The organism is Ensifer sesbaniae (assembly GCF_013283665.1).
GTDB lineage: Bacteria > Pseudomonadota > Alphaproteobacteria > Rhizobiales > Rhizobiaceae > Ensifer > Ensifer sesbaniae.
This window is the reverse complement of the sequence record NZ_JABEKU010000002.1, coordinates 1,045,469-1,060,182: the sequence shown is the minus strand read 5'-3', so window position 1 is coordinate 1,060,182 and position 14,714 is coordinate 1,045,469. Positions and strand designations below refer to the sequence as shown.

11 protein-coding genes and 1 pseudogene are annotated in these 14,714 nt (G+C 63.1%); 7 read left to right on the top strand and 5 right to left on the bottom strand.

Going from position 1 to position 14,714, the window contains the following annotated elements:
- Nucleotides 1-78: 78 nt before the first annotated feature.
- The 4 genes from BHMPCIPO_RS22610 to BHMPCIPO_RS22595 all read right to left on the bottom strand — a co-directional run bounded on the left by BHMPCIPO_RS22610 (nt 79) and on the right by BHMPCIPO_RS22595 (nt 6,064).
- Nucleotides 79-1,245, bottom strand: coding sequence for a DUF2778 domain-containing protein (locus BHMPCIPO_RS22610; protein ID WP_246304505.1), 1,167 nt, complete (start codon nt 1,243-1,245; stop codon nt 79-81).
- Nucleotides 1,246-1,803: 558 nt separating this feature from the next.
- Nucleotides 1,804-3,636, bottom strand: a complete 1,833-nt coding sequence (locus tag BHMPCIPO_RS22605; RefSeq protein WP_173519060.1) for an adenylate/guanylate cyclase domain-containing protein — start codon at nt 3,634-3,636, stop codon at nt 1,804-1,806.
- A gap of 198 nt (nt 3,637-3,834) precedes the next feature.
- The gene (locus tag BHMPCIPO_RS22600) at nt 3,835-5,019 is read right to left on the bottom strand and encodes a glycoside hydrolase family 5 protein (RefSeq protein ID WP_173519059.1); all 1,185 of its coding nucleotides are present in this window, start codon (nt 5,017-5,019) and stop codon (nt 3,835-3,837) included.
- A 154-nt stretch (nt 5,020-5,173) separates the two neighbouring features.
- Nucleotides 5,174-6,064 carry a LysR family transcriptional regulator gene (locus BHMPCIPO_RS22595; RefSeq protein ID WP_173519058.1) on the bottom strand — a complete coding sequence of 297 codons (891 nt, stop codon included), beginning with the start codon at nt 6,062-6,064 and terminating at the stop codon, nt 5,174-5,176.
- Nucleotides 6,065-6,168: 104 nt separating this feature from the next.
- Here BHMPCIPO_RS22595 and BHMPCIPO_RS22590 point away from each other — a divergent pair, with 104 nt between their 5' ends.
- From BHMPCIPO_RS22590 to BHMPCIPO_RS22580, 3 genes are all read left to right on the top strand, one after another.
- Entirely contained in the window at nt 6,169-6,783 is a 615-nt protein-coding gene (locus BHMPCIPO_RS22590) for a nitroreductase family protein (RefSeq protein ID WP_173519057.1), read from the top strand.
- On the top strand, nt 6,780-7,634 hold the full coding sequence (locus tag BHMPCIPO_RS22585; protein ID WP_173519056.1) for an EamA family transporter: 855 nt from the start codon (nt 6,780-6,782) through the stop codon (nt 7,632-7,634). The genes BHMPCIPO_RS22590 and BHMPCIPO_RS22585 overlap by 4 nt, the downstream gene beginning before the upstream one ends.
- 64 nt (nt 7,635-7,698) lie before the next feature.
- Nucleotides 7,699-8,718 carry a 2-dehydropantoate 2-reductase gene (locus BHMPCIPO_RS22580; protein WP_210266629.1) on the top strand — a complete coding sequence of 340 codons (1,020 nt, stop codon included), beginning with the start codon at nt 7,699-7,701 and terminating at the stop codon, nt 8,716-8,718.
- 93 nt (nt 8,719-8,811) lie between these two features.
- On the opposite strand, the gene BHMPCIPO_RS22575 is transcribed toward BHMPCIPO_RS22580, so the two are convergent.
- Nucleotides 8,812-10,398 carry a winged helix-turn-helix domain-containing tetratricopeptide repeat protein gene (locus BHMPCIPO_RS22575; protein WP_173519054.1) on the bottom strand — a complete coding sequence of 529 codons (1,587 nt, stop codon included), beginning with the start codon at nt 10,396-10,398 and terminating at the stop codon, nt 8,812-8,814.
- Nucleotides 10,399-10,668: 270 nt separating this feature from the next.
- Here BHMPCIPO_RS22575 and BHMPCIPO_RS22570 point away from each other — a divergent pair, with 270 nt between their 5' ends.
- From BHMPCIPO_RS22570 to BHMPCIPO_RS22555, 4 genes and pseudogenes are all read left to right on the top strand, one after another.
- Entirely contained in the window at nt 10,669-11,421 is a 753-nt protein-coding gene (locus tag BHMPCIPO_RS22570; RefSeq protein WP_173519053.1) for an SDR family oxidoreductase, read from the top strand.
- A gap of 61 nt (nt 11,422-11,482) precedes the next feature.
- A complete protein-coding gene (locus tag BHMPCIPO_RS22565; RefSeq protein ID WP_173519052.1) occupies nt 11,483-11,896 on the top strand; it encodes a cupin domain-containing protein in 414 nt (137 codons plus the stop codon).
- Nucleotides 11,897-11,943: 47 nt separating this feature from the next.
- Complete coding sequence (locus tag BHMPCIPO_RS22560) at nt 11,944-13,038, top strand: HlyD family secretion protein (RefSeq protein WP_173519051.1); 1,095 nt, start codon at nt 11,944-11,946, stop codon at nt 13,036-13,038.
- A pseudogene (locus BHMPCIPO_RS22555) lies at nt 13,035-14,706 on the top strand (DHA2 family efflux MFS transporter permease subunit). The gene BHMPCIPO_RS22560 and the pseudogene BHMPCIPO_RS22555 overlap by 4 nt, the downstream one beginning before the upstream one ends.
- Nucleotides 14,707-14,714: the final 8 nt, after the last annotated feature.

Sequence of the window (14,714 nt, the reverse complement as noted above, 5' to 3'; positions counted from 1 at the left end):
GGATCTTAATGCCCGTTCCCCATCGGCGGAAGACCTTCACCGTCCTTCTCCTGCATTCCGACTGTCAGACGCTTCCCGTCAGGAACTCCTGCCGTTCTGTGCCAGGCGCAGGCCGGCCGCGCGTCCGCCGCTCGGCACCACGACGATCTGCTTGACCTTGCCCTGTTTGAAGGCGGTCAGGAAACGCGGATAGTCGGCGAAGGCGACACAGCCATGCGATTCCGCCCGGCCGCCGCGCAGCAGGTAGCTGTGCGTCAGGAAGCCGTCGCGGCCGTGTTTGTTCTTTCCGTCGATCGGCAGCATGCGGATCGCCTCGACCCCATGGAAGCGCGTCTCGCGCATCTTGAGATTGTAGGTGTGCGGTGGGGTCGGGCCGGTCATCTTGACGTCCACGTAGCGCGGATTGTCGGCCATCTTGCCGATGCCGGAATGGGCCTCGAGCACGCTGCCGTCGGGCATGTAAACCTTGGCAGCGGTAATGTCGTAGACGGCGACGCCATTGCCGGCCTTGGCTCCACCGCCGAACATGTTGCGCAGCGCCTGGCCGAATCCGGTGCCGGAACTGTTTTCCGCCGGATCTTGCGGCCGCGCATAAGCGACCTTCGGCTTTGCCTGCGTTTCGCGTTCGCCGGCCTTTCCGGTCTCTTCGGGCTTCGCCGCAGCCTCGACTTCGGCCTGTTTCGTCGCAGGTTTCTGGGGTTCGGCAGCGGGCTTCTCAGCTTGTTCGCTGCGCGGGCGGAACTGCGGCATGGGACCGACGGACGGCGTGTCTTCATGGCTCGGCAGCGCGGCCGTGTCATCCGCCGTGTCCGGATCAGGCTGTTCGGCGAGATCGTCCTCGGGAGGCGCGGTCAGCACGGCGGAGAAAGCGCTGCCTTCCACGTGGCTCTGAGACGGGCTGGCATAGGCGAGCTGGATCGCCGGCTTGTCGGCGAAACCGGTGGTCATCGGAGCGAAGCGCGCCGGCGCGGCTACGCCGGCCATCGCGGTCACTTGGCGAGATTGGGCGGAAATCGAGGGAGCGGAAGTGCTGGCGAGCTGTTCGGACGCCAATACGGCTTTCTTCACAGCCGCCGCGAGACGCGCGCTCTTGCCGAGCAATTCGGCATCTCTCGGAAATTCGGGATCGCTCGCGAATCTCGTTGCGGAGACGAATGGTTGCGCCGCGGCGGCCGCGACGAGCCGCGTCGCCTGGTTGACCCTGGCGTGCTTGTCCCAGGCGCGCTCTTTCGTTTTTTCAGCCAAATGGAGCTGCGGTTTGGGCAGGAGGCGCCCCGAACCATGCGCGAAGGAACCCCCCATCGCGACCATACCGACGAGTGACCACGCAGCCGCGCCGACAAGAGCGGTGCCGCAACAAGTGATCAACAATGGACGCAACAGACGATTCAAAGACTGTGGGCGAATGATCTTACTCAACAACGCAAATCAAGCCAGAAATTCACGCAAAAGGCCCCAGGCCGGCGAGCGACCATCGCTACGCGACTTTCCGGATTGTCCCCTTCTTGACGACTGATGGACAAAGGATGGAGAAGTATGGTTAAATTTTGCTTTCCAGCCGGCGAAAAGCAGCTTTTATCAGCAGCCATCCGAAATTCTGAAAGGGTCTGCTCGCAGCGCGCGCTGCCCGCCGACGAATGCGCTTCAGGATTGTCTGTCACCTGCGAGAAGACCGAAAAGGCGGAGCGCGGGCAGCGCCCATTGTCCGTCACTGCGGACGCATACCGACAGCCGGAGCGCGGCCGATTTCTCCTGGAGGCGAATGGCAACGAACTGAGCAGACCGGCGGCACCGGCGGGCCGCCTATCCCGCTTTGGTCGGCAACCGGTAGATTTCCGTCTGTTCCGTCCGACCGGGAAGGCAGTGTTTGCCAAGTGGTGTGAGGTCGGAGCGGTCTTCGGTCAGGAAACCGACTGTTTCACCGCTCAGGAGCACGACGATCTCTTCATTTGGCGCAACCGACTTGCCGAGCTGCTCCAGGCGATTGCACACGTTCACCGCATCGCCGACGATCGTGTAGGCGGACCGCCCGCTCATGCCGATATTACCCGAAATGACCGGCCCGGAATGGACGCCGACGCGCACGCGGAGGGGAGACAGTCCCTGCCGACGCCGGTCCGCGTTGTCCTCCGCGACCGCGAGGGTAATGGCGCGGGCCGCGCGCATGGCGCGATCGGCGTGATCCGGCTGGTCATCGGGGGCGCCCCAAAATGCCATCACGCAATCGCCGATGAACTTGTCGATCGTGCCGCCTTCATCCTCGATGCAACGGCCGAGCAAGTCGAAATGCCTGTTCAGGAGCGTGGCGACTTCGGCAGCGGTGGTCTTTTCAGCCGTGGCGGTGAAATCGACCACGTCGGTAAACATGATCGTCACCGTTCGCTGCGTCGAGACGAGATCGCCGCTTCCAAGGAGATGGCGTACCAGTTTCTTCGGCACGTAGGTCTCGAGCCAACGCAGCCCGGTCAGCATCGTATTGTAGGCCCGCGCCTGCTCGTTCAATTCGGTGAACAGGCTGCCGGGCAGGGGGTGAAGAGCCGCAAAGTCGAGCATGCCGACGGCACGGACCTCATGCGCCATGCTGGCAACCGGGCGAACGATCAGGCGGCTGACGACCCATGCAATGACAATAGCTGCGAGCAGGACCACGAGACCGGCTATGCCGGCGCGCAGCAGGTCCCATATAGGCTTTTCCAGGGATTCGATCGGTATCTCGACGCCGACGATGAGAGGGGCCGGTGCATAGCCGCTGATCTCGCGGGTGAGAATGACACGGTCGTCTTGGCCCGCCTCCACAAAGCGCGCTTCCAGTGCGGAGTCATGGAAGGTCTGAGGTTCCCCCTCCCACAGTGCAGCAAGGAACGGATCGCCAAGTTCGTCAAGCTTCGGCAGCCGGTGCGACGCGGATAACAATGGATGGCCCGACGCCATCAGGGGATGGGCGAGTACCTGGTCGCGGCCATAAAGGACAAAGGGTGTCGTCCCGGGATTCGAGACGGCGATCTGGCGCAGGAAGTCCGAAATGGCATCAACCGTGATCGTTGCCCTGAAGACGCCGGCAAACTGGTCTCCCGCGCTTGCCGGTTGCTGTCGGTTTGTGACCGATGTGCGTATCGCCGGGTCCGGAACGAAATAGACCGGCCCCCATTGGGCTTTGCCGCTGCGGCGCGTCTGGTCGATCTCCATGCGCTCGTTGTCGGTCTTGATGGTGTCGGCGAAGGAAAAGACCCCCTTGGGGCCCTGGGTCACACCAAAGATTTCGCCGTTTGGCCTGACGAAGGAGAGCACGCGAACCTGCGGGGTCGCCGCCAGCGCACCAGTCATTACGCGCTCCAGGGCCAGGGTGTCGCTCGGATCGAGGCGTCCGGCCCCGACTTCCTTGGCGAGGAACGCCAGCTGGTCCTCAACCGGGGCGAACCGGCTGCCGATTTTCGTCTGGACGGCGTCGAGGCCGAGATGGGCCGATTGGGCGAGTAATTCGCGGGTTGCACCGGCCGACATATACCAGACGACGGAGAGGATGACGGCGGCGGTCAGCGCCACCAACGCCGCCATCACGATCGCCAGCGTGCGCGACAGGGAAATCGTTCGCTTTCGTGTGTCGGCGTCGGCCGCCCCGGTCGTCTCCACAGACATGCCCCAAGTTTTCAATGCACCACGGACGTCGCGGCGCTCGCAAGGTTAAAAGTTGTTCTAACGATTCTTGCCCTTTTTCCAAGCGGATCGGGTCCGATTGGTTGGGCGAAGGCCGCGACGTGATGTGCGTAGCAATGGAGCGCTTTGTGACGGTTCGGCCACCGTACAGCCAGATTCCAAGCGCTCCGGCAAAACTGATCACCGATCATTGGCAAGGCGCCTGCTGATGGGCGCAAACTCCAGCGTCGACTTGCGCGGCGTCGTGTCGCGCTCGTTGGCTTCCATCTGCTGCCAATATTCCCAGGCCACGGCCCTCGAGCCGAGCTCATAGTCCATGCCATCCCAGGCATCTTCGCGGAAGCTGTAGAAGGCCCAGTGCAGATCGTCCTTGTCGAGCGCTGTCAACACGTCCTCGAGATAGGTCTTGCAGCCCGACCAGCGCCGCATACAGCCAAATTCGCCGGCAACGAGACGATTGAGCGGGATGCCCCTGTCCTTGGCCCATTGAACCGGCTTTGCCAGATAGCCGGCCATTCGCGCCTTGTCCCAGGTCTCTTCGCCTTCGCCAAAGGGCACCTTGCCCGGATAGGCATAGGGTTTGTCGCGCTTGATGTTGGGCGCGCTCGTCGCCGCATAGGGTTCGTACATGTGAAAGCTGTAGAGCACCTTCTGGTCCGTGAGCCCTGACGGCCAGTAGGAAAACGCGTCAGCTGCCCCATACCAGCCGGCATCTGCCATGATGGGTGTTGCCGGATCGACCGCGCGGATGGCGGTGATGATGGTCTCGTAGAAGGCTCCCAGATCCGCGGCGCTGCCTTGCGTGCTGGCGTACCAGGCCTGCATCGCCTGCGGATCGGCGTGCTCGGCAAGGCCGTTGTTCTTCTCCGGTGCCGGTTCGTTGACGATGTTGTAGGCGGCGACCGCCGGATGGTCCTTCAATTCACGCGCCAGATCCCGCCAGAAATTTGCCGCCTGGTCCCACCAGGCCTTGTCGCGCCAAAGCCGGCCGTCGAATGTATTGTCGTTGTTCTGGGCCCAGCGCATGCCTGGCAGCGACAGCGGTGCGATCACGACTTTGAGCCCGGCCTCGTCGGCGCGGTCGAGCGTCGCCTTCAACGTTTCGAGATCGGCGGCCGGAATACCCGCATATCTGTCGGCGTCGCCGATCAGGTAGTCGCGTTTTGCCGGCTTCCACTTGTCGTAGGAAAGGCGCACCCACGTGGCGCCATAGCCCGCCAATGCCTTGAAATAGGCCTCGTCCGGCGGCAGCCGGTTGAAACTGTTGCCGCCATGCTGGGGCTTGTCCCAGAACGTCATCAGATCAGCCGCATTGGCCGGGCCGGCAAGGCTGAGAGCGAAGAGGGTGGCGGCAAGCAGGCGCATAAGGTCATCCTTCGGGATCTGGTCCGAGTGCCGGTAACCTGGCGCATCGCCTGGCCGATGTTTCCCAGGGAACAGGGCCAGACGTTTTCTGCTTGCAGCGGCCAGATCACCTGCCGGTCGCGCGACGGCCTGATCGCGGCGCCCGGACGCGTGACTACGGGCTGCTGAATGTTTCGGCGAGAAAATCGAGAAACGCCCGGATCTTCGGCGCGACGTGCTGTCGCGAGGGGTAGATGGCGTAGAGCGTGGTTTCGACCGCATCCCAATCGGAGAGTACACGCTGCAGTCGACCGGTCCTCAGGTCGTCTTCCACATAAGGAAGGGGTATCAGGCTGATCCCGAAGCCGGCGCGCAGTGCGTCGCGAACGGCAAGGCTTGACGTCACGGAATAGCGGGCTTTCACGGTCACCTTTTCAGTTCGACTGCCCTTGCGAAACTCCCATAAGTCCGCATGGCCCGAAAGACTGAAGCGGATACAGTTGTGCGATTTCAGGTCCACGGGGTCCGTCGGTTCGCCATGCGCCTCGAAATAGGCGGGTGCCGAACAAACGACATGCGGCATGACCGCGAGTTTCCTGGCGATCAGGCTTGAATCCTCCAGCTTGTCGCTGCCGCGAATGGCGAGATCGAATCCCTCCCGCACGATATCGACGCGCCTGTCGTCGAGATGCAGATCGAGCTTGAGGTCCGGGTAGCGGGACAGGAACTCGGGGATGACGGAGGAAAGTCGCATCAGTGTCACGGTCATCGGAGCGGCGACGCGTAACGTTCCGCCCGGCGTTTGCCGGATGGGCGATAGCGCCGCGTCGGCATCCTTCAATGCATCCAGTCCGCGCACGACATGCTCGAGATAGAGTTTCCCCTCGTCCGTCAGCGCCATGCGTCGCGTGGTTCGGTTGATGAGCCGCGCGCCGACGCTTGCTTCGAGCTCGGCAACATTCTTGCTGATTGCGGCAGGAGACAGGCCGAGCTTACGCCCGGCCTCGGCAAAACTGCCGAGTTCGGCCACGTGGCGGAAGACCTGGAGGGCGGTATAGCGATCCACGATAGTTTTCCACCGGTGAATGATGTCTTGTGAAATGGCGATATTATCAATCGCGGGTGATTTCAATACGGTCGGTCCGAATGACCTTCAATCGGACTCAAAGAATGACACATCCCATGATCGCCCTGATCGAACGGCGCGCGTCCGCCAATCGGTTCGATGCGACCCATGCGTTGGCGGACGCGGAAATCGAGGAACTGGTGCGCCTCGCGACCCACGCGCCAACGGCCTACAATCTTCAGAACTGGCGATTCATCGCTGTGCGCACACCGGAAGGCAAAGCCAGGCTGCGTGAGGTGGCGCACGGGCAAGCCAAGGTCTCGGAAGCCGCCGTCACCTTCATCATCTGCGGCCTGCTGCCCGATCACGCGGCGCTCGCTGCCAGGCTGCGTCCCTTCGTCGAGACTGGATACATGCAAACCGAGATGGTCTCCGGTTGGCAGGAAGCCGTGCGCGCGCAATATGCCGATGCAAAGGTTGCCCGCGACGAAGCGGTGCGTTCGGCGACCCTCGGTGCCGCGACCCTGATCTACGCCGCCGAAGCGTTGGGACTGTCGTCCGGCGCGATGGGAGGCTTCGATGCCGAGGGCGTGGCGCAGGAATTCAATCTGGGGCCGGACGAACTGCCGGCAATGCTTGTCGCGGTTGGCCGCGCTGCACCCGGAAACTGGCCGCAAAAACCACGCCGACCGCTCGCCGAGGTTCTTCACTTCTCATGAAAGCCGACCTTTCCGATATCACCTTCACGGCAATCGCTCCCGTCATTTGGGGCAGCACCTATATCGTCGCCACCGAGTTCCTGCAGGGCTTCTCGCCGCTGACGGTCTCCCTGTTGCGCGCATTGCCAGCCGGATTGCTCCTGCTGCTGATCGTCCGGCGACTGCCGACCGGCATCTGGTGGTTTCGCGCCTTTGCGCTCGGCGCGCTCAACATCTCGATCTTTCTGAGCATGCTGTTCGTCGCAGCCTATCGGCTTCCAGGCGGCGTCGCTGCAACCGTTGCGGCGGTCCAGCCTTTGGTCGTCGTCTTCATCGCGGCGCTTCTCCTGAAGGCGCCGATCCGCCCCTTGTCGGTTGTCGCGGCCATGGTCGGCATTGTCGGTGTGGCCCTTTTGGTGCTGACACCGCAGGCCGCACTCGACGAGGTCGGGATCGCAGCCGGTCTTGCCGGGGCAGTTTCCATGGCCTTCGGCAATGTCCTGGCCCGAAGATGGAAGTCGCCGGAATCGCTGCTCACCTCCACGGCCTGGCAGCTTACGGCCGGTGGCTTGCTCCTCGTTCCCGTCGCCCTTGTCTTCGAGCCGGCGGTGCCGTTGCCGACCGTTCCCAATCTGCTTGCGCTCGCCTGGTTGAGCCTGATCGGCGCGGCGCTGACCTATGTTCTCTGGTTTCGCGGCATCGGTCGGCTGGATTCGGCGGCGGTGTCGGCGCTTCTCTTCCTGAGCCCGCTGACGGCCGTCCTGCTCGGATGGGTATTCCTGGGCCAGTCCTTGAATGCCTTTCAGCTTGTCGGCATCCTGTCGGTCGTCGGCAGCATCTGGCTCAGTCAAGGCGTTTCCGCTCGATCATGAACGACGAGTTGGAAAGCGACGATGCCGGCCTATACTCCCAGGCATGCGGGAGGGGGCGGGTGTCGTGAAGATCGGAGTGTTCGGTGCCGGCGCGGTCGGCGGTTTTGTCGGCGGGTGCCTTTTGGCTGGTGGCGCGGAGGTCGTTTTCGTCGGCCGGTCGGCCCGCGGTGCCGCCTGGCAGAAAGATGGATTGCGCCTCACCGATCTGGACGGACGTGACGATTTCGTCGCGCCCGAACGGGTCGTCTACTCCGAGTCGGTTTCTCGCCTGGCGGCTTGCGATCTCATCCTCCTGACGGTCAAGTCCGGGCAGACCGCGGTTGCTGCGAAAGAGCTCTGCGCGGTGCTACGCTCCGGCATTCGCGTCCTCAGCCTTCAGAATGGGGTGAGCAACACAGCGATCCTGCAGCAGCTTCTGCCGTCTGCCAAAATCCTGCGCGGCATGGTTCCGTTCAACGTGACGGCACCCGGACCGGCTCATCTGCATCGTGCAACGGAAGGGAGCATTGCCGTCGAGGACGACCCGGTGACGGCCGCGGCCGTACCGCTCTTCAGGGCCGCGGGACTGGCGCTCGACCTGCGCGGCGATATGGAAGCGGTGCAATGGGCGAAGCTGCTGATGAACCTCAACAACGCAATCAACGCGCTCTCCGGCTTGCCCTTGAGTGAAGAGCTCCGGATGCGGGGCTTTCGCCTTTGTCTGGCGATTGCCCAGCGGGAAGCACTTTCGCTGCTGGCCGCTGAGGGGCGCCTCCAGCCGGCACGCCTGACACCGCTGCCACCAGCTTGGCTGCCGCCCGTCCTGAGCCTGCCGGATGCCCTGTTCCGGATCATTGCCGGTCGCATGCTGAAGATCGACCCCACGGCGCGCTCCTCCATGGCCGACGACCTTGCCGCCGGCCGCTTCCCCGAAGTGGATTGGATCAATGGCGCAGTCGTCGCGCTTGCGGCAAGGCTTGATCGTCGGGCACCGGTCAACGCGCGGCTGTGCACGCTAGTCAAGGAGGCCGCCGCCTCCGGGCCGAAGGCGTGGGAGGCAGAAGCGTTGCTTGCCGACCTCAGGCAGAGCGCGCGCTCAGGATAGAAAGAGCGCTGTCTTCGCAGACAGGCGCTCGGCATCGCAGACAGTCCTCGATGATGCACTGACGGTCGGAAGCAGGATGACGCGCTCGTGTCGCTACTCCGGTAATCCCGCCAGTCGCAGGCCCTCGGCGAAGCGCGCGAGGTCTGCCGCCCTGTGAATCGGAAGCCAGTTCTTGAGGTTAGAAACTCTCAAAGTCGGATCAAGCAAACGCAGTCGCTGCATGGCCTGTCGGGCCTCTTCCTGTCGTCCGGCGAGCGCCTGGCTCGCCGCAAGCAGCGCAACCGCAACCAGCAAGCTCGGCAGGTTTCCAAGCGCCTTCTCGGCCCAGACGGCCGCGGAATCGAACCGACCGGCGCAGAAATGCGCGAGCGCGGTCCCGGCCTGCATGCGAAACATCTCCGGATCCAGCGGGCTGAGGCGAACGGCGTGGGCAAGATTGTCCATCGCGCCCTCCGTCTCGCCGCGGAAGATTCGCAGGAAACCACCGAGAAACCAGGCAGGGGCGAAGTTGGGATTGAGCAGCCTCGCGCGATCGATGAGAGCGATGCCGCCGTCGAGATCGCCGGCGAGATGGCCAATGGCATGGCCACCTCTGGTCAGCGCCACCGCATCGTCGCGCCCGAGTTCCACCGCCAGCCGTGCCAGGCGCATGCCTTCGTCGATCTCTTTTTCCCGATCGACCATCCAGCCGTTGAGCTTGCGCCAGAAATAGCACCAGGCGGCTCCGGCATAGGCGGAGGCAAACTCGGGATCGAGCTCGATTGCCTTGTAGAACAAAGGCAGCGCTGCCTCGATCGCCTCGTGGGTGCCGCTGTGCAGCTTCGCCATTCCGCGCAGGTAGTAATCGTAAGCGTCCAGACTTTCGGTCGGCTTACGCTTCGCACGCTCGATCTCTGCTCGTTCGAGTTGCGGCGAGATCGCCCCCACGACGCTTTGAGCGATCTGGTCCTGGAGTTCGAAGATGTCGTCGAGCATGCCTTCGAAGCGCTCCGCCCAGAGATGCGCTCCGCTCGTGGCATCGATCAACTGCCCGGTGATGCGCACCCTGCTGCCTGCCTTGCGGACGCTTCCCTCCAAGACGTAACGCACGCCGAGTTCCCGCCCGACATCCGTCACATCGATCGCCCGGCCCTTGTAGGTAAAGCTCGAATTGCGGCCGATCACGAACAGCCAGCGGATCCGCGACAGGGCCGTAATGATGTCTTCCACCACCCCGTCGGCAAAGTAGTCCTGCCCGGGATCGCCGCTCAGATTCTGGAACGGCAGGACGGTAATGGAGGGCTTGTCGGGAAGGACAAGAACCGCAGGCGCGTCCCGCAGTTTGCTGGCGGCTTGCCCAACTGTATCGGACCCGTCGGGCTCCCCTGACTTTTCGATGGTGATCGCGCCGACGAAGCGGAAACCCTTGCGCGCCACCGTGCGGACCAGGCGCTGCTCCTCGCCATTGTCGCCGATGGCCCGGCGGACCGCGTTGATATGGCTGGTAATCGTCGAGTCAGAGACAATCCGGCCGGCCCACACCGCCTCCAGCAGATCATCCTTGCTAACGACGCGGTCGCAGTTGGTGACGAGATAAAGGAGCAGGTCGAAGACCTGGGGACCGATAGCCACGATCTCACCCTTCAGCGCCAATTCCCGGCGCTGCTGATCGAGCACGTAGTCTCCAAACATGAACTGCAAGATCGGTGTTCCCTGGCCAGGCGCCCATGGCTCTGGGCCGAGGCAATTGGCTGTTCGTGTCTGATATTGATAACACGGCTATTGATAACACGGGGTGTAACGGGGTGCACCGTCCGCGGCTGTGATGCCGGTCCGGCAAGTGCCGTTTTGGACGAAAAACCAAGCTCGCCTGAAGGACAATTCAATCTCGGTTGGGGGACTTCCCGGACCCTGGCTGCCATATTTCCTCCATCGATTGCAGTGGTTGCGTCGGAAAGTTGGAGAGAGCTCATGAAGATCGTTGTCGTCGGAGGCACGGGCCTCATCGGGTCGAAACTTGTGAAGAACCTTCGCGAACTGGGCCATGACGTGCTCGCGGCTGCCCCCAATACGGGCGTCAACACCATCACCCGCGAAGGTCTGGCCGAAGCGATGGACGGCGCGCAGATCGTCGTCGACGTCGCCAATGCGCCGGTCTGGGAAGACCAGGCAGTCCTCGACTTCTTCGAAACGTCCGGTCGCAACCTGCTTGCGGCCGAAGCCGCGGCCGGCGTGCGCCATCACGTCGCGCTCTCGATCGTCGGCAGTGAGCGTCTTCCCGAAAACGGCTATTTTCGCGCCAAGGTTGCGCAGGAAACTCTCATCAAGGCGTCCGGCATTCCCTATACCATCCTGCGCGCAACGCAGTTCTTCGAGTTCGTTGGCGGCATCGCCCAATCGGCGACCGTCGGCAATGAGGTTCGCCTGTCACCAGCGCTGTTTCAGCCGATCGCCTCGGACGACGTCGCCGCCGCGCTTGCCGACGTCGCGCTCGCGCCGCCGCTTAATGCAACGATCGAAGTCGCCGGACCAGACGCCATACCGCTCGACGAAGTTGTCAGACGCTTCCTGCGGGCGACTCAGGATGGGCGCAATGTCGTACCGGACGTTCGCGCGCGTTACTTCGGTGCCGTTCTCGACGACCAATCGCTGACACCCGGCAAGGACCCGCGCCTCGGCGCGATCCACTTCGATGACTGGCTTGGCCAGAACGCTGCACGCTGAGACGCGCGCCTCGACCCTCTTAAGCCCGCCTTCGGCTCATCAAAGGAAAAGGAGAAGTGCAATGCTTGCCCGTTTTCTCTCGGCTTCGGCCATAATCGTCCTCTCGATCGCCCAAGCGTCGGCTGCCGACCGGCCTGCCGGCAAGGTGACGGTCGTCTTCGATCGTCCTATTCCGAATGTTCCCGGCAAGAGCATGAAGGGCGTGCTCGTCGAATATGGCCCAGGCGGTGGATCGCCCGCGCACACCCATCCAAAGTCCGCTTTCATATATGCGACCGTGCTTGAGGGCTCGATCCGCAGCAGCGTCAACGGCGTGCCGGAAAAGGTCTATGGAGTCGGCGAAAACTTCTACGAAGAGCCGGGCTCCCGCCACGGCGTCAGCGCGAACGGCAGCGAGACGGAGCCCGCACGACTGCTCGCGGTATTTGTTGTCGACACCGGCGAAACGGAACTGACAACGCCGATCGGTGAATGAACTGACAGGCTTTTGGCCTTGCCCGACATCAATAGGAAACGAAGACGATGGACACGTTCGAGGAGAAGGTTGCCATGGCCACCGGCGAAGACACTGCGACCGCTCCCCTCGCGCGGCCCAACAAGAAAAAGCTCGCCGGCCTGATGCTCTGCCTCGGCGCCGTTGTTGCTGTGGCCGGCGGGTGGGCCTGGAGCCGTTCGCACGGAGCGGCGACGACCGACAACGCCTATGTCCGAGGGGACGTGACGTCGCTCGCACCGAAGGTCTCCGGATATGTCACGGCCTTAGATGTTGGGGACAATCAGGCTGTGCGAAGGGGTAACATCCTCTTCCGGATCGATGACAGGGACTATCGGGCGCGATTTGCACAGGCTGTTGCCAATGTGCACGCGGCCGAGGCGCGGCTCGTCAACGTCGATGCCGAGACCGAGCTTCAGCACGTCCTCATCCGGCAGGCAGAAGCGCAGAAGCGCTCGGCGGTAGCTGAGATGAATCTGGCGGCGAAAGCCTACGAGCGTCGGCGCGAACTCATTCGCAGCAACACCATCAGTCAGGCTCATGTCGATGAAAGCGAAGCGGCGCGATCGCGAGCGGAGGCGAGCGTTTCGGCGGCTTCCGCGACGGTCGAGGCGCAGCGGCAGCGCACCGCCGTTCTCGCCGCCCAGCGCGAAGCGGCCGTCGCCGCCGTGGCCCAGGCGAGGGCGGCCCGGGATCTCGCCCAGATCGACCTCGACAGCACAGTCGTCCGTGCGCCGGTCGATGGCGTTATCGGCAATCGCCAGGTTCGCGTCGGACGGTTCGTGGCGCCTGGCAACGCCTTGCTCGACATCGTCCCGATCGATGATGTCTGGATCGTAGCAAACTTCAAGGAAACGCAGCTCGAAGAAATCCGACCGGGACAGCGCGTTCACATCACCGTCGACGGTTACCCGAACGAGCGCCTTCAAGGCACGGTCGACAGTTTCGCCCCTGGCAGCGGATCCGCTTTCAGCCTGCTCCCGGCGGATAACGCGACGGGGAATTTTGTCCGCGTCGTCCAGCGCGTACCGGTCAAAATCCGGTTCATGGGCAATCCGTTGCCCGGCCGGCTCGTGCCTGGCCTGTCGGCCCGTGTCGAGGTTGATCTGGAGAGCGGGTCGTGACCGCCGCTGCGATATCAAACCGCGATGCATCGGCCGCAGGCGTGCTTCTCTTGACGGGCGTTGTGCTGGCCGCGCTGACGGAGGCGGTCGCCAGCACCGTCCTCTCGCTCGGGCGAAGCGACATCATTGGCGACATCCATGCCACTTCAGACGAATTCGCCTGGCTTGATATCGGCTACACTACGCTCAAGCTCGTCGGCTTCATGGTGGCGCCTTGGCTGCTCAGCCAAGTGCGACCGGTGAGCCTCATCATCGTCTCGACGCTGGCCATGGGCCTAGCCTGCTGCATCGCAGCAGCTACCGTTTGGCTGGAGCTCCTGGTCGCTCTCAGAGTAGTTCAGGGTTTCGCCGGCGGCGTCCTTCTGGTCGCCGGACAGACGGTCATCTTTCTTGCCTATCCGCGATCCCGCCAGCCGCTCCTGCAGGCCCTGTTTGCCATCGGAGCCGTGGTTGCTCCCGCGACGGTCGCGCCGGCGCTTCAGGGCTGGCTGGTGGACAACCATTCCTGGACCTGGATCTTCTTCGGCAATGTCCCCTTGTCGCTTGCGGCGGCAGGGCTCCTCCTGACCGCGGGCGATCGGGTGGGAGCTAAAACCACGCACCGGCCGTTCGACTGGATCGGCTTCGTGCTGCTTTCCATCACGCTTTCCTGCAGCACCTATGTCCTTAGCCAGGGTAGCCGATGGGACTGGCTTGAGGAGCCTCGCATTTTTTGGCTGACGGCGATCGGCATTGCGGCGCTGCTGGCCTTTCTTGGTCAGCAAGTTCTGGGGCGCGGCCTGCTCGATTTCACCCTGTTCGGATCGAGCGATTTTTCCTTCGCCTTCATCGTCAGTTTCGTTGCCGGCGCCGCATTGTTCGGGAGCGCATTCCTGATCCCGTCATTTGCCATATCGGTTCTCGCGTTCACGCCGACAGATGCGGGTCAGCTCCTGTTGCCGAGCGGTATGCTTTTCGCCGGCGCCCTGCTTGTTGCCGCCTTTCTCATCCAGGTTCGCCGCATCCCTCCATTCGCGACCGTTCCCTTTGGTATTCTGATGATCATGGCGGCCATGTGGATGCTGTCCGGGTCGACCAGCGAAAGCGGCGCGGATGACATGATGGCTGCGGTCCTGTTGCGCGGTCTTGGGCTTGGCTTTCTGTTTCTGTCGATCACCTTGATCGCTTTCAGCGACCTCGACCGCCGAAAACTCGCTGCCGGTATCGGCCTCTTCAACACGGGCCGCCAGCTTGGAGGCCTCATGGGTGTTGCGGCACTCCAGACGATGATCGATCACAATGTGGTCGCGAATGTCGCGGTGCTCGGCGCGAACGTCACCACCGGCGGAGCCGCTGTCCTCGAGCGGCTGGCGGCCACCACGGCCATGCTTACGGCGAAAGGGCTGGATCCGGTCGCAGCCGGCCGGGCAGCGACGAACTTTAGTCGGTCGTATGGTGACAGGGCAGTCGACCGTGATCGCCTTCGACGCTGCATTCGCCGCGGTCGCTCTGCTCTTCCTGTTCGCCGCTCCCCTGTTGATTGGCATCAAGATCGTGCTTGCCCGTCACGCAAAGATGCGCACGATACGGCGCGTAGAGCTACCGCAGGCGCATCCGAAGAGCGGCATACACGGCCGCACCTTTGATCGGCCTGTTCCTCCGGTTCTCCGTGAATCACTGAAGCTTTGACAACCTCA